20 protein-coding genes are annotated in these 20,240 nt (G+C 68.1%); 13 read left to right on the top strand and 7 right to left on the bottom strand.

All coding sequences use genetic code 11. The features are described from left to right. The first annotated feature begins 74 nt into the window (after positions 1-74). The 6 genes from ABI214_RS09435 to ABI214_RS09410 all read left to right on the top strand — a co-directional run bounded on the left by ABI214_RS09435 (position 75) and on the right by ABI214_RS09410 (position 8,170). Positions 75-935, top strand: coding sequence for an aminodeoxychorismate lyase (locus ABI214_RS09435; RefSeq protein ID WP_348609203.1), 861 nt, complete (start codon positions 75-77; stop codon positions 933-935). A 156-nt stretch (positions 936-1,091) separates the two neighbouring features. After that, positions 1,092-2,609 carry a cytochrome ubiquinol oxidase subunit I gene (locus ABI214_RS09430; RefSeq protein ID WP_348609200.1) on the top strand — a complete coding sequence of 506 codons (1,518 nt, stop codon included), beginning with the start codon at positions 1,092-1,094 and terminating at the stop codon, positions 2,607-2,609. A gap of 9 nt (positions 2,610-2,618) precedes the next feature. Beyond that, a complete protein-coding gene (gene cydB / locus ABI214_RS09425; RefSeq protein WP_348609197.1) occupies positions 2,619-3,656 on the top strand; it encodes a cytochrome d ubiquinol oxidase subunit II in 1,038 nt (345 codons plus the stop codon). Continuing rightward, on the top strand, positions 3,653-5,386 hold the full coding sequence (cydD, locus tag ABI214_RS09420; protein WP_348609195.1) for a thiol reductant ABC exporter subunit CydD: 1,734 nt from the start codon (positions 3,653-3,655) through the stop codon (positions 5,384-5,386). The genes cydB and cydD overlap by 4 nt, the downstream gene beginning before the upstream one ends. Beyond that, complete coding sequence (gene cydC / locus ABI214_RS09415; protein WP_348609193.1) at positions 5,376-7,103, top strand: thiol reductant ABC exporter subunit CydC; 1,728 nt, start codon at positions 5,376-5,378, stop codon at positions 7,101-7,103. The genes cydD and cydC overlap by 11 nt, the downstream gene beginning before the upstream one ends. 281 nt (positions 7,104-7,384) lie before the next feature. Then, on the top strand, positions 7,385-8,170 hold the full coding sequence (locus tag ABI214_RS09410; RefSeq protein WP_348609190.1) for a hypothetical protein: 786 nt from the start codon (positions 7,385-7,387) through the stop codon (positions 8,168-8,170). A gap of 447 nt (positions 8,171-8,617) precedes the next feature. On the opposite strand, the gene ABI214_RS09405 is transcribed toward ABI214_RS09410, so the two are convergent. Then, positions 8,618-9,325, bottom strand: coding sequence for an FABP family protein (locus ABI214_RS09405; protein WP_348609186.1), 708 nt, complete (start codon positions 9,323-9,325; stop codon positions 8,618-8,620). A gap of 259 nt (positions 9,326-9,584) precedes the next feature. On the opposite strand from ABI214_RS09405, the gene ABI214_RS09400 reads away from it, so the two are divergent. Continuing rightward, positions 9,585-10,889, top strand: coding sequence for a cutinase family protein (locus tag ABI214_RS09400; protein WP_348609183.1), 1,305 nt, complete (start codon positions 9,585-9,587; stop codon positions 10,887-10,889). A 60-nt stretch (positions 10,890-10,949) separates the two neighbouring features. Here the strand turns inward: ABI214_RS09400 and ABI214_RS09395 are convergent, their stop codons facing one another. The 6 genes from ABI214_RS09395 to ABI214_RS09375 all read right to left on the bottom strand — a co-directional run bounded on the left by ABI214_RS09395 (position 10,950) and on the right by ABI214_RS09375 (position 14,161). Beyond that, positions 10,950-11,255, bottom strand: coding sequence for a DUF1416 domain-containing protein (locus ABI214_RS09395; protein ID WP_348609180.1), 306 nt, complete (start codon positions 11,253-11,255; stop codon positions 10,950-10,952). Positions 11,256-11,260: 5 nt separating this feature from the next. Further along, a complete protein-coding gene (locus ABI214_RS09390; RefSeq protein WP_348609176.1) occupies positions 11,261-12,094 on the bottom strand; it encodes a sulfurtransferase in 834 nt (277 codons plus the stop codon). A 94-nt stretch (positions 12,095-12,188) separates the two neighbouring features. After that, complete coding sequence (locus tag ABI214_RS09385) at positions 12,189-12,656, bottom strand: DUF4395 domain-containing protein (RefSeq protein ID WP_348609173.1); 468 nt, start codon at positions 12,654-12,656, stop codon at positions 12,189-12,191. Between the two features lie 143 nt (positions 12,657-12,799). Next, a complete protein-coding gene (locus ABI214_RS25480; protein WP_350317252.1) occupies positions 12,800-12,886 on the bottom strand; it encodes a putative leader peptide in 87 nt (28 codons plus the stop codon). Positions 12,887-12,908: 22 nt separating this feature from the next. Next, the gene (locus ABI214_RS09380) at positions 12,909-13,382 is read right to left on the bottom strand and encodes a thioredoxin family protein (RefSeq protein ID WP_348609170.1); all 474 of its coding nucleotides are present in this window, start codon (positions 13,380-13,382) and stop codon (positions 12,909-12,911) included. Further along, positions 13,379-14,161 carry an LmeA family phospholipid-binding protein gene (locus tag ABI214_RS09375; protein ID WP_348609167.1) on the bottom strand — a complete coding sequence of 261 codons (783 nt, stop codon included), beginning with the start codon at positions 14,159-14,161 and terminating at the stop codon, positions 13,379-13,381. The genes ABI214_RS09380 and ABI214_RS09375 overlap by 4 nt, the downstream gene beginning before the upstream one ends. Positions 14,162-14,301: 140 nt before the next feature. On the opposite strand from ABI214_RS09375, the gene ABI214_RS09370 reads away from it, so the two are divergent. The 6 genes from ABI214_RS09370 to pstB all read left to right on the top strand — a co-directional run bounded on the left by ABI214_RS09370 (position 14,302) and on the right by pstB (position 20,205). Then, entirely contained in the window at positions 14,302-15,060 is a 759-nt protein-coding gene (locus tag ABI214_RS09370) for a winged helix-turn-helix transcriptional regulator (RefSeq protein ID WP_348609164.1), read from the top strand. Further along, entirely contained in the window at positions 15,061-15,978 is a 918-nt protein-coding gene (gene mshD, locus ABI214_RS09365; protein WP_348609161.1) for a mycothiol synthase, read from the top strand. A 208-nt stretch (positions 15,979-16,186) separates the two neighbouring features. Then, on the top strand, positions 16,187-17,314 hold the full coding sequence (gene pstS, locus ABI214_RS09360; RefSeq protein WP_348609158.1) for a phosphate ABC transporter substrate-binding protein PstS: 1,128 nt from the start codon (positions 16,187-16,189) through the stop codon (positions 17,312-17,314). A 57-nt stretch (positions 17,315-17,371) separates the two neighbouring features. Further along, the gene (pstC, locus tag ABI214_RS09355; RefSeq protein ID WP_348609153.1) at positions 17,372-18,424 is read left to right on the top strand and encodes a phosphate ABC transporter permease subunit PstC; all 1,053 of its coding nucleotides are present in this window, start codon (positions 17,372-17,374) and stop codon (positions 18,422-18,424) included. A 3-nt stretch (positions 18,425-18,427) separates the two neighbouring features. Then, positions 18,428-19,333, top strand: a complete 906-nt coding sequence (gene pstA / locus ABI214_RS09350; RefSeq protein ID WP_348609150.1) for a phosphate ABC transporter permease PstA — start codon at positions 18,428-18,430, stop codon at positions 19,331-19,333. Between the two features lie 95 nt (positions 19,334-19,428). Beyond that, positions 19,429-20,205, top strand: coding sequence for a phosphate ABC transporter ATP-binding protein PstB (gene pstB, locus ABI214_RS09345; RefSeq protein ID WP_348609147.1), 777 nt, complete (start codon positions 19,429-19,431; stop codon positions 20,203-20,205). Positions 20,206-20,240: the final 35 nt, after the last annotated feature.

Genomic DNA, 20,240 nt, shown 5'->3' with positions numbered 1-20,240 from the left:
AGCGGAAGTCGGGCATGCCCCGCGAAGCGGTATCGGAACTGCAGGTAGTGCGGGGTTTTGGCTATGGTGGGCGCATGGCAGAGCAGGTGCTGGTGACGCTGGACGGGCAGGTGCGCGACGCAGACGAGCCCCTCCTGCACGTGGACGACCTCGCTGTGGTTCGCGGCGACGGCGTGTTCGAGACGCTGCTGGTACGCGACGGCCGGGCGTGCAAACCAGCGCTTCATCTCGACCGGCTGGAGTCGTCGGCGCGGGCCCTCGCCTTGCCGTGGCCCGGGCGCGGGCTGTGGTCCCGGGCGATCGAGACTGCGGCCCGGGAGTGGGGCAGCGACCGGGAGGGGTGGATGCGGCTGGTACTCAGCCGCGGCCGTGAGGGTGGCGGCCCGCCGACCGCGTTCATCACCGTGGGTCCGGTGGCCGAGCGGGTGCTGCAGGCCCGCCGCGACGGCGTCTCGGCGATGACCCTGCGCCGCGGCTTCTCGGTCGATCTGTCGGCGACGGCGCCGTGGCAACTGTTGGGCGCGAAGACCCTGTCGTACGCGACGAACATGGCGGCCCTGCGGCACGCGCAATCGCACGGCGCCGACGACGTGGTCTTCACGAGCAGCGAGGGCCGCGTTCTGGAGGGTCCGCGCTCCACCGTCGTGATCGCCCGGGGTAAGACGTTGATCACTCCGCCACCGGATCAGAGCATCCTTCCCGGCACCACCCAGAAGGCGCTGTTCGAGGTGGCCCCGGACAAGGGGTACACGTGTGAGTATGCACCCCTCTTTCCGGCCGATCTGATTGCAGCGGAGGGGGTTTGGTTGATTTCGAGTATCACTCTGGCTGCCCGCGTGCACACCCTGGACGGGCTGAAGTTGCCGGTTCCGCCCGCGGCCGAGGATGTGACCTCGCTGGTGGGGTTGGCGGTGGAGACGGTCGGCTCGAACTGATCCCGGCTAGGTTTGAACCGGATGGTCTACTACATTCCGTAGTAACAAACAGCTGCGGGGAAGTACGCCCGGCAGTAGCTTTGTGCACAGGGATCGAGCGGACGCCCACGTCTCGAACCCGAAGCCTGTCCTACGGGCCGAGTTCTCGGAGTAGCCATGGATGTCTTGGATGTCTCCCGGTGGCAGTTCGGAATCACCACCGTCTATCACTTCATCTTCGTTCCGCTCACGATCGGACTGGCACCACTGGTCGCGATCATGCAGACCATGTGGGTGGTGACCAAGAAGGACCACTGGTATCGCCTCACCAAGTTCTTCGGCAAGTTCTTCCTCATCAACTTCGCGATCGGTGTCGCGACAGGCATCGTGCAGGAATTCCAGTTCGGCATGAACTGGAGCGAGTACTCCCGCTTCGTCGGTGACGTATTCGGCGCACCACTCGCACTCGAGGGCCTCGTCGCGTTCTTCCTGGAATCGACCTTCCTCGGTCTGTGGATCTTCGGCTGGACGCGCCTGCCCAAGGGCGTTCATCTCGCGACGATCTGGCTGGCCGCGATCGGTGTGAACGCGTCGGCATACTTCATCATCGTCGCCAACTCGTTCATGCAGCATCCGGTGGGCGCGAAGTTCAACCCGGAGACCGGACGAGCCGAACTCGAGAGCATCTGGGCGCTGCTCAGCAACAACACCGCGATCGCCGCCTACTTCCACGCGGTAGCCGGCGGATTCCTGACCGCATCCACCTTCGTCCTCGGTATCGCCGGATGGTGGATGGTGCGCAACATGCGCAAGTCCAAGACCGCTGCGCCGGAGGAGGCCGAAACCCTCGTCCAGGACGCGCGCGGGATGTTCCGGCCGGCCGCGCGGCTCGGCATGCTCGTGATGATCATCGCCGGCATCGGCCTCATCTACACCGGTGACGTCCAGGGCAAGCTCATGTTCCAGCAGCAGCCGATGAAGATGGCGTCCGCGGAGTCCTTGTGCCACACGGAGACCGACCCCGACTTCTCGGTTCTCACGGTCGGCACCCACAACAACTGCGACAGCGTCAACCACGTGATCAAGGTCCCGTACGTGCTGCCGTGGCTCGCCGAGGGCAAGTTCAGCGGGGTGACGCTGCAGGGTGTCGAGGACCTGCAGGCGCAGTACGTCGACAAGTTCGGCCCCGGCAACTACCGCCCCAACCTCTTCGTCACGTACTGGTCCTTCCGCGCGATGATCGGCCTGGCGGCCGGTTCGCTGGCGCTGGCACTGGCCGGACTGTGGGTCACTCGCGGTGGTCGTGTCCCGGACCAGAAATGGTTCAAGTGGCTGTGCCTCATCGCGATTCCGACACCGTTCCTGGCCAACAGTGCGGGCTGGATCTTCACCGAGATGGGCCGCCAGCCGTGGGTGGTCGCACCGAACCCGACCGGCGTCGACATGATCCGGCTCACCGTCGACCAGGGTGTCTCGGATCATTCGGCCGGACTCGTCCTGACGTCGCTGATCGTGTTCACACTGCTGTACGGCGCTCTGGGTGTCGTGTGGTTCTACCTGATTCGCCGGTACGCGATCGAGGGGCCGTCGCCACACGATCTGCATCCGCCGGTCGCGGGCCCGAAACCGGGGGCTGGTGGTCCGGGCGAGCCGGGCGAACCGGAGCCCGAAGAGCAACTGTCGTTCGCGTACTAGGAGACCGTCATGGGACTGCAGGAATTCTGGTTCATCCTCATCGCGGTGCTCTTCACGGGCTACTTCGTGTTGGAGGGCTTCGACTTCGGCGTCGGAATGCTGATGCCGGTACTCGGTAAGACGGACAACCGACGTCGTGTCCTCCTCAACACGATCGGGCCGGTCTGGGATGGGAACGAGGTGTGGCTGATCACCGGTGGCGGTGCGTTGTTCGCGGCGTTCCCCGACTGGTACGCAACGCTGTTCTCCGGGTTCTACCTGCCGTTGCTGCTCATTCTGGTGGCGCTGATCCTGCGGATCGTCGCGATCGAATGGCGCGGCAAGATCGACGACGACAAGTGGCGCTGGCGGGCCGACCTGGGCATCATGATCGGCTCCTGGGTGCCGGCGGTGCTGTGGGGTGTCGCGTTCGCGAACATCGTCCGCGGCGTCGCGATCAACGCAGACAAGCAGGTGACGTCCAACTTCTTCGAGCTGCTCAACCCGTACGCGCTGCTCGGTGGCATCACGACCGCGCTCGTGTTCGCCCTGCACGGTGCGGTGTTCATCGCCCTCAAGACCGCCGACGACGTGCGGATCGACGCCGCGGACATCGCGAAGAAGCTCGCCATCCCGACCGTGCCCATCGCGGGCGGGTTCGTGCTGTGGACCCAGCTGGCCTACGGCAAGGGCTGGACGTGGATCCTGGTGGCGCTCGCGGCGATCGCGGTCATCGCGGTGGTGGTGCTCACCCGGGCCGAGCGTGAGGGCTGGGCGTTCGCGTTCACCACGCTCGCGGTCATGGCGACCACCGTGTTGCTGTTCGCCTCGCTGTACCCGAACGTGATGCCGTCGACGACCGATCCGGCGTTCAACCTCACGATCCAGAACGCGTCGTCGAGCCACTACACGCTGACGGTGATGAGTTGGGCGGCAGTGATACTCACACCGATCGTGCTGATCTACCAGGGCTGGACGTACTGGGTGTTCCGGAAGCGGATCTCCACGAAGCAGATCCCGCCGTCGATCGGCCTGCCTCGCAAGGCCGGATCCTCGAAGGTCGGATGAGTACAGCGACCGAACGCCCCGCCCGGGCTCGACGACGGGCGGGGCGCGCAGGACGATCCGGGGGCCCCGTCGACCCCCGTCTGTGGAAGTACTCGGCTTCGGCGCGGGGCTACCTGATCCTCACGGTGGTGCTGTCGGCGGTCAACGTCGCGATGGTGATCGCGTCGGCCGTCCTGATCGGCACGATCCTGGCCGGCGTCATCACCTCGGATCGGCGCAGCGTCGCGGACTGGCGGACCGAGCTGACGTGGCTCGCGGTCGCCGTGGCGGTGCGGGTGCTGGCGGTGTGGCTGCACGCGCGCTACGCGCACCGCTCGGCCAACCGCGTCGTCTCCGAACTCGAGGTCGAGGTCCTGCAGGCCGCGGTGCGGATGCCGCCCCGCACGCTGGATCCGCGCCGCGACGAGATCGCGACCGTGCTCACCCGGGGGGTGCGGGCGATCGCGCCCTACCTCACCGGTTACCTGCCGGCGCTGATCCTGGCGGCCACGCTCACGCCGGCGACGTTCCTGGTGATCGCCTTCCAGGACCTGACCGCGGCGATGATCGTCGTCGTCACGCTGCCGCTCATCCCGGTGTTCATGATCCTGATCGGGATGCTCACCAAGGGGAAGTCCGAGCAGACGCTCGCCGCCCTCACCCGGCTGTCGGGGCAGCTGCTGGACCTGATCGCCGGCCTGCCGACCCTGCGGGCCCTGGGCCGCGAACACGGCCCGGCCACGCGGGTCCGCGAACTCGGTGACGCACACCGCAAGACCACGATGTCGTCGCTGCGCGTGGCGTTCCTGTCGTCGATGGTGCTCGAGCTGCTCGCGACGCTGTCGGTGGCGCTCATCGCCGTCAGCATCGGCCTGCGCCTGGTGTTCGGCAACATGGAACTCGAGCCCGGCATCATCGCGCTCATCCTCGCGCCCGAGGTGTATCTGCCGCTGCGCATGGTCGGCACCCAGTTCCACGCGGCCGAGGACGGGCTCGCCGCCGCGAGCAAGGCCTTCGGAGTGCTCGACCAGGCGCCACGCCGTGACGCGTCCGGCACCGCAGAGGTCGTGGCGGACGGCGCCGTCGTCGAACTCGCCGGTGTGAGTGTGCGATCCCGGTCGGGGACGGCCCCTCACCGACTCGACGCGCGCTGTGTCCCCGGCGAGGTGACGGTGCTGACCGGTGCCAACGGATCGGGGAAGTCGACTGCGCTGCAGACAGTTCTGGGGCTGACCGCCCCCGACGACGGTTCGGTTTCCGTGGCCGGGGTCGACGTCGAGGACCTAGACCCGTCCGGTTGGTGGGCGCAGATCGCGTGGCTCCCGCAGCATCCGGTCATCGTTCCCGGGACGCTGGTGGAGAACCTCGCGCTCGCCGGCGACATCGACGTCGACTCCGACGAGGTCCGGCAGGCCTGCCGGGCAACCGGATTCGACGCCGTGCTGCAGGAGTTGCCGCACGGCTGGGGCAGCGTGGTCGGCGCCGGGGGACTGGGACTGTCGCTCGGCCAGCGCCAGCGGCTCGCTCTCACCCGCCTGCTCGTGTCGCCGCGGCCGGTGTTGCTGCTCGACGAACCGACCGCGCACCTCGACGACGACACCGAGCGGACGGTGTTGACGTCGTTGCGGGCACTCGCCCGCACCGGACGCACGGTCGTGGTGGTGGGGCACCGGCCGAGCGTGCTCGCCGTCGGTGACCGGGTGATCGAGGTCGAGGCCCGTCAGGAAGTCGGTGCGTCCCATGAATCGTGATCTGCTGCGGGCGCTTCGCCTCCTGGATCTGCAGCCGCGGCGGGTGCTGGCCGCGATCGCCGCGGGTGTGGCGACGCTCGGGAGCGCACTCGCGCTGGCGGCGCTTTCGGCGTGGCTGATCACCCGCGCGTGGCAGATGCCGCCGGTGCTGGACCTGTCGGTCGCGGTGGTCGCCGTGCGCGCCCTCGGTATCTCCCGCGGCATCTTCCGCTACCTCGAGCGCCTGGCGACGCACGACGCCGCGCTGCGCGGCACCACGTCGGCTCGGACGATGCTCTACCGCCGCCTCGCCGACGGCGATCCCGCGGCCGCGGCCGGTCTTCGTCGCGGAGACCTGTTGGCGCGCACCGGCGCCGACGTCGACGCGCTCGGCGACGTGGTGGTCCGGGCGATCATCCCGATCGCCGTCTCGGTGATCCTGGCCCTGTCCGCAGTGGTTCTGCTCGGGCTGATCTCGCCGGCCGCCGCGGCGGTGCTGGCAGTGGCGCTCGCCGTGTCGGGGGTGCTGGCGCCGTGGCTGTCGGCCCGGGCCGCGAGTCTGGCGGAGTCGGACAGTGCCGCGGCGACGGCACTGTTCAGCGAGACCGCGGTGACCGCGCTCGACCACGCCGCCGAGTTGCGGGTGGCCGGACGGTTGGACGACGTCCTCGCCGGTGCCGAGAACGCGAACCGGGACGCCGTGCGCGCCACCGACCGGGCGGCGATGCCGGCCGCGTTCGCGGCGGCCGCCACGCCGCTCGCGATCGGGGCGAGCGTGCTGGGGTCCCTGTTGATCGGCATCGCGCTCTATGGGCCGGACGGCGGGGCTCCCGGGGGCATGACGCCGATGTCGCTGGCGATCGTCGTCCTCGTTCCGCTCGCGGCGTTCGAGGCGACGGGAGCGCTGCCTGCGGCGGCGATCGCACTGACCCGGGCCCGGATCGCGTCGGGGCGGATTCTCGCCCTCGTCGACCGGGCCGGGGAACCGCAGCCCGCGGGGACCGAGGTGCCGGTCGGGCCCGGTCACATTCGGGCCCGGGATCTGCGATGCGGCTGGCCGGGCAGCGAACGCGTGACGGCGGCGCTCGATCTGGACATCGCGCCGGGCAGCCGCATCGCGATTGTCGGTGCGAGCGGCGCCGGGAAGACGACGCTGCTGATGACCCTGGCCGGCCTGCTGCCGCCGGTCGACGGGACGGTGTCGGCCGACGGCGTGCCGATCGAGCAGTATCGGCCGGACGATCTGCGCCACCGGATCGGCTTCTTCGCCGAGGACGCCCACGTGTTCGACACGTCGGTGCTCGAGAACCTGCGCGTCGCCCGCGGAGACCTCACCGAGGAGCAGGCCCTCGAAGCGCTGGCGACAGTGGGGCTGGGGGAGTGGGTGTCCCAGCTCCCGCGCGGGGTGCACACGCCGCTGGGCGGTGGTGCCCGGGCGATCTCGGGCGGGCAGCGTCGACGGCTGCTGTTGGCCCGCGCGCTGGTCTCGCCGGCGCAGGTGCTCCTGCTCGACGAGCCGACCGAACACCTCGACGCGACCGACGGAGCGGCGATGCTGTGCGCGCTACTCGACCGGGATTCCGTGCTCGTCGACGCGGACCGCACCGTGGTCCTCGTCACTCACCAGTTGCCACCGACGACGCACGCGGACCGGGTCGTGACGGTGGGCAACGGTCGGGGCGTCCCGGTGGATCGTGTCAGTGAACGTGCCGGGTTCGACTCGGCGCGCCACTCCTGACCACGGCTAACGGCTCAGCCCTCACGGATCCGTCATACTGTAACGCGTTCTACTTTCGGCCGATAATCGTAAAGGCCATGTCGACTGTTACATGTTTCGGTCCGTAAAATGTGCCGCTACCTGCTGTCCTGCATCTTTGGACGAACGTCCGGATTGGTGGCATCATGTGATCGCATTCACCGAAATGTGCACGGTATGCGCAGTTTGGCGAGTCGATATTGGAACGTGTTCTACACCATCCTGATTTCCCCCTCGTCAGGACGAACGAAGGAGATTGGTACATGTCTCGACCTCTGTCTCGCCGCGTCGCGGCCTCCGTTGCCGCCGCGGCCGTGCTCGCGGGAGGAATCGGACTCGGAGCGGGTACGGCCTTCGCCGCACCGGCAACCGGTTCGCTCGGATCGCTCGGTTCCTCCGGCAGCGCTGGTGAGAACGCGGGTGAATACCCCAGTTCGGCCACGAAGACGACTGACAACATCAAGGTCACCAAGGAGGTCGTCGGCGGCTCCGTCGCACCCGGTCAGAAGGTGACCTATCGGACGACGTTCTCGCTCACCGGCCACCCCGACCGGTACCTGGCCAAGGTCATCGACCACCATCCCGCCGGATTCACTTACGTCCAGGGCAGTGCCAAGGTCAATGCGTGGCACCTGATCGGCGGCCAGAAGACGGAGCCCGTCAGTGCGGTCGTCGACGCGGCCAACGGGACGGTCAGCGTCGAGAACGGCGCCGGCTGGGCGCTGTCGACGACGGGTAGCAAGACCGTGACCGTCGAACTCCAGTACCTCGTGCCGCAGGACGCCAAGGTCGGGGCCCACCTCGACAGCGGCGTCAGCTTCAACGTCAACCTCTTCGGCTCGACCCAGAAGTTCAACCCGATCGGCGCCTACACCACGATCCGCCCGCAGAACCCCGGCGAGACCGTGACCACCGGATCGGCGAACCTGGGCTTCGGATCTTCCGACGGTGCAGGCGGCACCACCGGGTCGGCCGGCTCGGCGATCATCGAGAACCCGGCCGGCTTCATCGGCGACATCATCAGCAACGTTCTCAAGAGCGCCAGCTAGTACCGCCGAACGGGAATTCACGACACGGTCCGACCGTGAAAACGTGCCGTGAACTCCCGTTCAGGGCATTGCAGCAAGGAATCGAGCCCCGTCCTGGAAGCGTCCAGGACGGGGCTCGTTCGTTTCGTGGGTCACTTCCACCGAAAAACCCGTTGCCGAGTGTTCGGGCCGGGCGTAGCTTCGGGCGTACACGAGGAAGGAGGTGGTCTGAAGTTGAATGACAAACGGACACGTGAGGTGGCTGTCAGCTAGCCACGATGCTCTCGGAATTCGCGCGAGCGGAGCCTGCGGAGCGAGCCATCGGCTCGCCTGCACCGCGGCTGGCGAATCCCAGGCAGCTACCCGACCCCCGAGTCGTCCGGTCGTGTCCAGACCGGAACTCCACGCACGACGCCCCGAGCGTCGCCAGTGGACGGCTCGGGGGTCGCTGCTGTTCGTGAGGCTAGTTCAGCCGATGTAGCGCGAGAGGCGCGCAGAGAACCGGGGCTCGAGGGGGCCGTCCGCGACGACACGCTCCTCGACGTAGGCCAGGTCGCCGCCCTCGACGATGCCGTAGAGGCGCTTGGCGCCACCGATCAGCTCGCCGGACTCGCTGCGGATCACGACGTCGGTCGCGAGTTCCCACGACGACTGCGTGAGTGCCTGGCCGTAGAACAGCTCGACGACGCCCGACGCATGCGTGAGGAGGAGTTCGATGACCTCTTCGTTGGTGCTGCCGGGGATGCCGTCGCCGGCGACACGCCAGTAGCCGCTCTCACGCTGATCGGGACCCACGTACGCGCCGTCGGCGTCGAGACGCCAGGAGCGGGACTCCCAGGTCAGATAGTTGCCGCCGTCGTGTGACACGACGATCTGCTGGCCGAACGGGTAGTCGCCGGTTTCCGGATCGTGGCCCTCGCCCTCGCCGCGCCACACGCCGACCAGCGGCAGTAGTGCGAGCATGCCGGGGTGCAGATCGGGCCCGAACCGCAGATTCGCGGTGTCGTCGGGCAGCGGCAGATCCGGCAGGTTCGCGATGTTGCGCCCCGCCGTCTCCTTGGCTCGCTCCTCGGCATTGGCAACCGCCCGGTCGCCGCTGCCTCGGACAACGTGCGACTGGGTGTCGTCAGGCTGCGCGGGCGTCGAATCGTTGCCCGCGTCGGGATCCTGGCTCACGGCTTGTCGGTGACCAACCGGTACACGACATACAGCGAGAACCAGGTGATCAGGATGGCGGCAAGGACAAGCATAACCTCGAAGAAAATGACCACGAGGGTCATCTTAGACCGGACCCCTGGATCGTCCGAAATCGGTGGTTCGCCCTGCCATCTCGGTCAATTCCGATCGATGCGCCCACCGCGGTAGTACGGTGCTTCGGAAACTGAACGAATCGCGAACTGTCACGCCTGCGGGGGTGAACACGTCGGAGGTGTCGATGGGTCGTCGGGGGATGGTGGCCGCGCTGGCCGGTGCGGTCGTGTCGTCGCTGTTCGTTTCGGCGGCGCCTTCCGCCGCCGAGAGCGCCGGTTCGTCCGGGTCCGGGTCGGGGTCGGGGTCGCAGAACGGTCCGGTGAAGAACGCCGACAACTACGGCGACGGCTGCCCCGACATCCTGGTGCTCGCGGTGTCCGGGGCCACGGACTCGACCGTCGACCGCGACCCCTTCGACGACAAGGAACGCGTGCCGTGGGCCAACTGGCTCTCGAACGTCACCGTTCCGCTGGGCGAGGCCAACCGGGACCAGCCGGGCACCGTCGGCTGGATGTACGTGCCGTATCCGTCGACGTACGGCGTGGGTGTCCTCGAGGACGTGCCCACCTATCAGGATTCGGTGGCGGCGGGCGTGGCATCGACCAACCGCATCCTCGACGAGAAGAAGGCGCAGTGCGGCGACGCCACCCGGTTCGTCCTGCTCGGGTACAGCGTCGGCGGCGAGGTCACCGAGCGGGTCGCCCGCGAACTCGGCCACCGCGACGCCTCGGCGACGGTGACCGCGGACGACATCGCGGGCGTAGCCCTCGTCGGCGATCCGTACCGGCCCGCGGGCACCCCGTCGCTGGGGGAGCCCGGGCCCGGCGGTGGCGGGTTCATGTCGTCGGAGCCGGCGGACTACGGCGCCCTCGAGGGCAAGATCCTCTACGACTGCCGCCCATACGACATCGCGTGTGATGCTCCGCCGGACATCGCCGTCCTCGAACTCGCCCTCGGGGTCCTCGGGCAGATGCGGTTCACCCTGCTGAACCCGGTGCAGACGTTCGCCGACTTCGGTCGGGTGGTCTCGCAGATGTCGGCCCGCGCGATCGCGCACATCGTCACGCGCGAGAACTGGTTCACGTCCGACGAGTCGCTGCTCGACGTGCTGCGGATGGTCGCCGACCAGACGTATCGGGACGACGCGGCGACGGCAGCGGCCACGCCGGAACGGATTGCGGCACTGGAGGCCTGGGCGCGCGGCCCGGGCGCCGACGTCGTTCGGGCCAAGCTGGCCGCCGAGGGCGCCGGGTTCGTCGAGGACAACCGCGGCATCGTCGACCTGATCCTCGGGCCGTATATCTTCCTGGGCGCGATCCAGCACCTGCTGTACTGGCTCCCTGGCCCCGCCCCCTTGTTCGGCGACAGCGAGAAGCTCGTCGACTGGATCAGCGGTCTGGCGCGTAACGACGTCTCGCAGACGCCGACCGGTTCGGCCGGCTCGGAAGCTTCGGCAGCCTCGACAGGTTCAGCGGGGTCGTCCGGCTGACGAAACGACGTGAGGCCCACTCCGTATCGGAGTGGGCCCCACGCAGATTCGGGTGTCGGCCTACTTGGCGACGGTCACGTCGACGTTGTGGACGCCGGCGCTCGACGGGTTGATCCGCACGTCGCCGTTGCCGGAGCTGGACAGTGCACGCACCTTCCAGTCGCCGGGGGCGGCGAAGAAGCGGAAGTCGCCCGTCGCGGACGCGACGACCTCGGCCGTGAACTCGTCGGTGCCGTCGAGCAGGCGCACGAACGCGCCGCCCACCGGCTGGCCGTCAGCGGCCAGGACGCGGCCGGTGATGACGGTTTCCTTCTCGACGTCGACGCCCGCGGGCAGGGTCTGGGTCTGAACAGGTGCTCCGCACATATCTCTTATGCTCCCAACTCGATCGGTGCGCCGACCAGCGAGCCGTACTCGACCCAGCTGCCGTCGTAGTTCTTCACGTTCTGCTTGCCGAGGATCTCCTGCAGCACGAACCAGGTGTGGCTCGAGCGCTCGCCGATGCGGCAGTAGGCGATGGTGTCCTTGGATTCGTCGAATCCCTTGTCCGCGTACAGCTTCGCGAGGTCCGCGTCGGACTTGAAGGTACCGTCCTCGTTCGCGGTGGTGCTCCACGGGATGTTGATGGCGCCCGGGACGTGACCGCGCTGCTGCGCCTGCTCCTGCGGCAGGTGCGCCGGCGCGAGGATCTTGCCGGAGTACTCGTCGGGGGAGCGCACGTCGACCAGGTTCGCGGAGCCGATCGCGGCGATCACGTCGTCGCGGAAGGCGCGGATCGAGGTGTCGGCCGCGGCGGCCTGGTACTCGGTGGCCGGGCGGGTGACGGTCTCCTTCGACAGCGGACGGCCGTCGAGCTCCCACTTCTTGCGCCCACCGTCGATCAGCTTGATGTCCTGGTGGCCGTACAGCTTGAAGTACCAGTAGGCGTAGGCCGCGAACCAGTTGTTGTTGCCGCCGTAGAGCACCACGGTGTCGTCGTTGGCGACGCCCTTCGCGGACAGCAGGGCGGAGAACTGCTCCTGGTTCAGGAAGTCGCGGCGGACGCCGTCCTGCAGATCCTTGCGCCAGTCGAGCTTGATCGCGCCCTCGATGTGGCCGCCGTCGTACGCGGCGGTGTCCTCGTCGACCTCGATGAAGACGGTCTTGGGGGCGTTGAGGTTCTGCTCTGCCCAGTCTGCGGAGACCAGGACGTCGGAGCGAGCCATGGGTTGTCCTTTCGGGTTCGGTACGGCGTGGAGACAAGCGTGGGAACGCTGCGCGGGTGCGAGACCCGTGCGGGTGGAAAAGCTGTGGTGCTGGTCAGGCCGGATGCGGCGTCGCGCCGCGGAGTCGCGAGACCAGCGGATAGAGCTGGCAGCCGAGGCAGATGCCGAACGCGGCGTTGAGCAGTGCCGCGAACAGTGCGAAACCGGTGGCGATTCCGCCGACCAGGCCCGCGCCCAGAAGGAACGCGGCGGTGCCGATTACCGCGAAGACCAGGCCCACCAGCTGCGCGAACCGCAGCGGCGGGACGGGCTCGCGTTCGACGGTCGGACCTAGCCGCGGCGCGACCAGGTGCGCGAACAGCTGCCCGTACGGGCTGCGCCGCGGTCCGGCGACGGCGCCGACGGCGAACACGACGGCCTGGACGGCCAGCAACAGCCCGGCCGCGAGGGTCGAGACCGTGGACAGGGCCAGCACGACGACCAGGACCGCGGTGGTGATCCACGCGGCGAACCGCGGGCCGCGCACGTCGACCTGCTGAGTCGAGAGAGTAGGTGTGGACATCGGAAGTGCTCCTGCGGGTTACCGAGTGCTGTGACATGCCGGCGTGACGGCGCGGCAAGAACCGGATTTCGGGATTTCACCGATCACGGGCGGGGACCGTCAGCGAGAACGCTGGAACAGAGAGGAGTCGACCGTCTGCGTGATCAACAGCAGGGACAGCAACAACCACCGAGGCGGCACAGGTCGACTGCGCGGCGACGGGTGAGCATCAGCTCGTGGTTGGCGTACACGTGGTGGAGCGTACCTGGTTTTTCAGGATTTGGGTTGTCCCGGTTCGAGAAGAGGCACGAGGGCCGACTCGAGGTCCGCGGCCGACGGCACTCCGGAGATTCGGAAGCGTTCGGTCAGCTCGCCGTCGAGGATGAACGTGGTCGGCAGCGACAGGACGCCGAGACTCTTTGCCAGGGACGGATTCTCGTCGATGTCGAGCTCGATCTCGGTGGCCGCCGGGTCGTCGGGGGTACCCGCCTCGAGCTTGCTGAGGACCTGTCCGATCACGCGCCGGACCGCGGCGCACGGGCCGCACCAGTCCGCGGAGAAATGGAGCACGATCGGTCGCCCGGTCGCGCCGACGCCGGCCTCCGCGAGACGCACGAGGCGCTCGTCGTCGACGGCCGCGGTCGGGACGGGGCCGGAGGCCCGGACCTTGCCCGAGCGGCTGCGCAACGCGAGCCCGACCGCGAGGGTGGCGACGACCGCGACAGCCAGGATCAGGAGGGCGGTCACAGCTTCGCCTGCAATTCGTCCAGATTGACGATCACATTGTCGCCGGTTCCCTCGATCACGATCTGCGAGCCTTCGGCGTACACGTCGGTGGGCCTGACACCGAACGGCAGTGCCTGCGGGTCGATCGTCTTGGTGAACAGGTCGAGCACGCCCTGTCGCAGCGGCGTCGGCACGGTGAATTTGGCCTCGCCCTCGGGACCGAAGTAGAAGTCGGTCGCGACGATCACCAACTGCTCACCGCGCAGCACCAGGTCGGCCTGGACGCTGACCGACTTCTGCAGCGGACCCACCGGCACGGTGCCGGTGAACACGATGCCCCCGGTGGTCGGGGAACCGGACCCGCCGGACCCGCCGGTGCCGTCGGACTTGTCCGCAGGCGGCGCGGAAACCTGCAGGTCGGGGATGCCGAGGAACTTGCCCAGGTCGGTTGCGTCGATCATCATCCGGCCCTCGAGGTGGTCCACCGGGACCTCGCGGACGGATCCGTCGAGCAGCGATGACGCCGGAACCGACACCCCGTTCAGTGTCGCCTCGATCGTCACGTCGCCGATCATCTCCTGCGGCACCTGGCGGGCGCGGACCTCGACGTTGTCGTACTTGCCGTTCCAGGCCTGGGTGAGGAACGGGAAGCCGTGGATGGTGACCTCGGGATCGGCGGGCAGGGAGCCGCCCTCGCGCAGGGCACGCGAGACGCGGTACTCGGAGTAGGCGGCGGCGCCGAAGTCGACGACGACGGCGAGTCCGACGAGGCACACCAGTCCGATGATCAGTTTCCGCACCACACCATTCTTACCGGCCCTGCCAGGTACCGGTGCGGCGGTAAGGTGCGATCTCGCGCTAATCTGTGCGCGAACGAGAACGTCGGTCCACTCGGTGTCGGCCCTTCGCCGGCATTCGCGGCGCAAGAGAGTGAGGTTGAGTGGAGCTGCTGCTTCTGACCTCCGACCCCAACCCGGAGACGGTGTTGCCGTCGTTGGCATTGCTGGCGCATTCCGTGCGCCCCGCGCCGACGGAAGTCTCATCCCTGCTCGAGGCCGGGTCCGCGGATGTGGCGCTGGTCGACGCGCGCACCGATCTCGCGGCCGCCCGCGGTCTCTGCAGGCTCCTCGGCAGCACCGGGTCCGCGGTGCCGGTCGTGGCGGTACTCACCGAGGGCGGACTGGTCGCGGTCAACTCCGACTGGGGCCTCGACGACATCCTGCTCCCGACGACGGGTCCAGCCGAACTCGATGCGCGACTGCGGTTGCTGGTCGGACGCAACGGGGGTGTTGCCAGTCCCGAAGCGGCAGGCAAGATCACGCTCGGTGAGCTGGTGATCGACGAGGGGACGTACACCGCACGACTGCGGGGTCGTCCCCTCGATCTGACTTACAAGGAGTTCGAGCTCCTCAAGTACCTGGCGCAGCACGCCGGACGGGTGTTCACTCGCGCGCAGCTGCTGCAGGAGGTGTGGGGCTACGACTTCTTCGGCGGCACCCGCACCGTCGACGTCCACGTCCGACGGCTGCGAGCGAAGCTCGGCTCGGAGTACGAGTCCCTCATCGGGACGGTCCGTAACGTCGGATACAAGGCGGTGCGCCCGGCCCGCTCGGCCGGCCGCGGCGGCGGCCCGTCCGAGCCCGACGAGACGGATTCAGACGACCCTGACCTGACCCCCACCAACGGATCGGCTTATTAGATGGACACGCAGCAGCTCGACTGGATCGATTCACCGCCGGTCGAGGCCGTGCGCGGCGTCATCGACCGCGCCGCGACGGCCGACGGGACGGCTCCGATCTCCGAGCAGGCCGTGCACGCGGTCGCCGGCACGGGCGCCGCACGCCACCTCGTGTGCACTGCAGACGGTTCCGTCGTCGGCTACGCCCAGCTCGAGCCCGGTCACGGCGACCACCCGGCGATGGCGGAGGTCGTCGTGGACCCGGCGGCGCGCGGGGCCGGGATCGGCACCCGGCTCGTGGCGGAGGCACTGCGGGCCGGCGGTCCGGGAACCCGGGTGTGGGCGCACGGCAATCTGCCGGCGGCGGTCGCCGTCGCCCACCGGCTGGGTCTCGCCGGGGCGCGTGAACTGCTGCAGCTGCGGCGATCACTGACGACCCCCGAACTGCCCGACGTCGTGGTGCCCGACGGGGTCACGTTGCGGACGTACCGGGGACCCGAGGACGACGCGGAACTGTTGCGTGTCAACGCCGCCGCGTTCGCGTGGCATCCGGAGCAGGGCTCGTGGACGCAGCACGAGATCGACGAGCGCCGCGCCGAGCCGTGGTTCGACGCGGAGGGGCTGTTCCTCGCGTTCCCGTCGGAGGGCGCGGCCGGCGACCCGGGTCACCTCCTCGGCTTCCACTGGACCAAGGTGCACGCGCCGGAGAACGGCAACCCCGCACTGGGGGAGGTGTACGTCGTCGGGATCGATCCCGACGCTCAGGGCCGCGGTCTCGGTCGCGTGCTGACCCTCGCGGGGCTGCACCATCTGCGCGACCGCGGTCTGGGGACCGTGCTGCTGTACGTCGAGGGCGACAACGTCGCGGCGCTGCACACCTACGAACGGCTCGGGTTCGAGCGGTTCCACGTCGACGTCGCGTACACCGCGGGGGCCTGAGCGGTCCCGGTTCCGCCGGTGTGAGTCATACCTCCGAAGATTTCTGCTGGGAGTTCATCTTCCGTTCACCGAACGGGGTCCAGATGGCTACCGGGTGCCCCTACCTTTCTGGCCTGGGTGGCAGAGCCACTCGGCGCAATCCACACGGAGCCGCGCCTCCCATGCCGCCCGACCACGGGCGAGACGCTAGAACAGCGGAGGACCCAGGGTGAACCTCAAGCGAAACGGCGCACTGCTCGGAGTGGTGGCCGTCGGTGCCGTCACGGCGATGTCTCTGACCGCCTGCGGCAGCGACAACAACGCCGCATCGGCCACCGTCGACACGTCGGCGTCGACGGCGTCGTGCGAGGGCAAGGACAAGCTCTCGGGCGCAGGTTCGTCCGCCCAGAAGAACGCGATGGACGAGTTCACCTCGGCCTACATCGCGGCCTGCCAGCAGAAGGGCAAGTCCGTCAACGTCGCGTACAACCCCAGCGGCTCGGGCGACGGGCGGACGCAGTTCATCGCGAACCAGATCGACTTCGCCGGCTCCGACTCGGCCATCAAGGGTGACCAGGCCGAGCAGGCCAAGCAGCGCTGCGCCGGCAGCGACGCGTGGAACCTGCCGCTCGTGTTCGGTCCGGTCGCGATCGCGTACAACCTGAACGGCGTCGACAACCTGGTTCTGAACGGCGAGACCATCGCGAAGATCTTCAACGGTGGCATCACCAAGTGGAACGACCCGGCCATCGCGGCGCTGAACTCCGGCGCCAAGCTGCCCGACGAGAAGATCAACCCGATCGTGCGTTCGGACTCGTCCGGCACCAGCGACAACTTCCAGCAGTACCTTCAGGCGTCGTCCAACGGTGCGTGGACTCAGGGTGCAGGTTCGGACTTCAAGGGTGGCGTCGGCGAGGGCGCGAAGGGCTCGGCCGGTGTCGCGCAGGCCGTCGCGACCGCGCCCAACTCCATCACGTACGTCGAGAAGTCGTTCGCCGATCAGCAGAAGCTGTCGGTCGCGCAGATCGACAACGGCTCCGGCCCGGTGAAGCTGTCGCAGGACTCGGCGTCCAAGGCCATCTCCAACGCGACGTTCAAGGGTGCCGGCACTGGTGACCTCACGCTCGACCTGCAGTCGATCTACGGCACCAAGGAGCCCGGCGCCTACCCGCTGGTCCTGGCCACCTACGAGATCGTGTGCTCCAAGGGCTACGACGCGGCCACCTCGGCTGCCGTGAAGTCGTTCCTGACCAGCGCCGCGAACGAGGGCCAGCAGTCGCTCGCCGCCCAGGGCTACGTGCCGCTGCCGGAGTCGTTCCGCGCCAAGATCAACGAGTCGATCGCGGCGATCGCCTGATCTGATCGATAGCCATCGGACCGCCCATCTATATTCAGACAGAGAATGTGAGCGCAGATGACTGACGCGAGCACACGGTCAACACCTCGCGCCTCCGGCTCCGCGGAAGGCGGGGCCGGGGTGGGCGGTCCGAACGGCATTCCGGAGGCCCCGATCACTTCCCCACAGGCAACGAAGAGCAAGACGGTCACTCGTCCCGCGGACCGGATCTTCGGGTCGCTGGCGTCGGGGTCCGCGGTCTTCATCACGCTGCTCGTCGCGGCGGTCGGCATCTTCCTCATCTGGCGCGCGGTCCCCGCGCTGCAGCGCAACGAGGCCAACTTCCTCACCAGTCGGGTGTGGAACACCACCGACATCAACGCGATGGCGTTCGGTGTGCTGGACCTGTTCATCACGACGGTGAAGGTCTCGGTGTTCGCGCTGATCCTCGCGATGCCGGTGGCTCTGGGCATCGCGATCTTCCTCACCGAGTACGCCCCCAAGAAGCTGGCCCGCCCGCTCGCGTACGTCATCGACCTGCTGGCGGCCGTGCCGTCGATCGTCTACGGCCTGTGGGGTCTGCTGGTGTTCGCGCCGGCCATCGCGCCGGTCGCGATGTGGCTCAACGAGCACCTCGGGTGGATCCCGTTCTTCGCGGACGGCACCGGCTCGATCCGGGGCGGCGGCACAGTCTTCACAGCCGGCATCGTGCTGGGCGTCATGATCCTGCCGGTCATCACCGCGGTCACCCGCGAGGTCTTCGCGCAGACCCCGAAGGCGCACATCGAGGCGGCCCTCGCGCTGGGCGCCACGCGCTGGGAAGTGGTTCGCACCACGGTCATTCCGTTCGGCAAGTCCGGCTACATCAGCGGTTCGATGCTGGGTCTCGGCCGCGCACTCGGCGAGACGATGGCGCTGTACATGATCCTGCGCACCACGTCGGCGTCCGCGTCGTGGCTCTCGCTCAACGACTCCGGTTCGACGATCGCGTCGAAGATCGCCCTCGGGTACGCGGAGTTCAACAACAACATTCAGGCGGGTGCCTACATCGCGGCCGGCCTGGTCCTGTTCGTTCTGACCTTCGTGGTCAACGCGGCCGCTCGTGCCGCGATCGCAGGAAAGCGGGCCTGACCGATGACCAGCGTTCTCGACAAGCCGATCAAGGCCCCCGCGTTCCAGGGCGTCGGGCTCCGTCGCCGAATCACCGACGTCACCGCGACGGTGCTGGTGACGCTGGCCGTTCTCGTCGCGCTCGTGCCGTTGGTGTGGGTGCTGTGGACCGTGATCGCGAAGGGTCTGCCGGCGATCACGTCGCAGACGTGGTTCACGCACTCGCTCAGCGGACTGTCCGCCTCGGCGGAGGGCGGTGGCGTCTACCACGCCCTCATCGGCACCCTCTTGCAGGGCGTGGTGTGCGCGCTTCTGGCGGTTCCGCTCGGCCTGTTCGTCGCCGTCTACCTCGTCGAGTACGCGGGCAGCTCGCGGCTCGGCAAGCTCACGACGTTCATGGTCGACATCCTCTCCGGCATCCCGTCGATCGTGGCGGCCCTGTTCATCTACGCGCTGTGGATCGCGACGTTCGGATTCCCCAAGTCGGCCTTCGCGGTGTCGCTCTCCCTGGTGCTGCTGATGGTCCCGGTCGTGGTCCGGAGCACCGAGGAGATGCTGCGGATCGTGCCGAACGATCTGCGTGAGGCGTCGTACGCGCTGGGCGTGCCGAAGTGGAAGACCATCGCGCGCATCGTCGTTCCCACCGCGCTGCCCGGCATCATCACCGGCGTCATGCTCGCCCTGGCTCGCGTGCTCGGTGAGACCGCACCGCTGCTGATCCTGGTGGGCTACGCGCCGTTCATCAACTTCAACCTCTTCGGTGGAGAGATGGGCACGCTGCCGGGCGTGATGGTCGCGGAGATGAACAACCCGACCGCGGCCGGCACCGATCGGGTCTGGGGCGCGGCTCTGACGCTCATCCTGTTGATCGCGATCCTCAACGTCCTCGCGAAGTTGATCGGTCACTTCACCTCGGTCCGCAACAAGTGAGCACCGAAAGCGCGGCGATCGACGCAATCACCGCACCCCACGAACCTCGTCAGCCGATACTCGAGCACACGCTCACACCAGTAGGGAGCCGTTGAATGGCCAAGCGTCTGGATCTCAAGGACGTCAACATCTACTACGGCAAGTTCCACGCCGTCGCCGATGTCGGGCTGTCGGTGCCCCCGCGCAGCGTCACCGCTTTCATCGGCCCCTCGGGCTGCGGTAAGTCGACGGTGCTGCGGTCGCTCAACCGCATGCACGAAGTGACGCCGGGTGCCCGCGTCGAGGGCTCGGTGCTGCTCGACGGCGAGGACATCTACGGCTCCAACGTCGACCCGGTCGGTGTCCGCAAGACCATCGGCATGGTGTTCCAGCGGCCCAACCCGTTCCCCACGATGTCGATCCGCGACAACGTCGTGGCCGGGCTCAAGCTGCAGGGCGTGCGTGACAGGAAGAAGCTCGACCAGATCGCCGAGCAGTCGCTGCAGGGCGCGAACCTGTGGAACGAGGTCAAGGATCGCCTCGACAAGCCCGGTGGTGGCCTGTCGGGTGGCCAGCAGCAGCGTCTGTGCATCGCCCGTGCGATCGCCGTCTCGCCCGACGTGCTGCTGATGGATGAGCCGTGCTCGGCGCTGGACCCCATCTCGACGCTCGCGATCGAGGACCTCATCACCGAGCTCAAGCAGGACTTCACGATCGTCATCGTCACGCACAACATGCAGCAGGCGGCGCGGGTGAGCGATCAGACCGCGTTCTTCAACCTCGAGGCCACCGGCAAGCCGGGCCGGCTCATCGAGATCGACGACACCGAGAAGATCTTCTCCAACCCCACGAAGAAGGCCACGGAGGACTACATCTCCGGCCGCTTCGGCTGATCCCGTCCCGGAACTCTCCGGCTACGCTGGCGGGA

Source organism: Prescottella soli (genome assembly GCF_040024445.1).
GTDB classification, from domain to species: Bacteria; Actinomycetota; Actinomycetes; order Mycobacteriales; family Mycobacteriaceae; genus Prescottella; species Prescottella soli.
The sequence above is the reverse complement of the archived record's forward strand: the minus strand, read 5'-3'. Positions and strand labels throughout refer to the sequence as shown.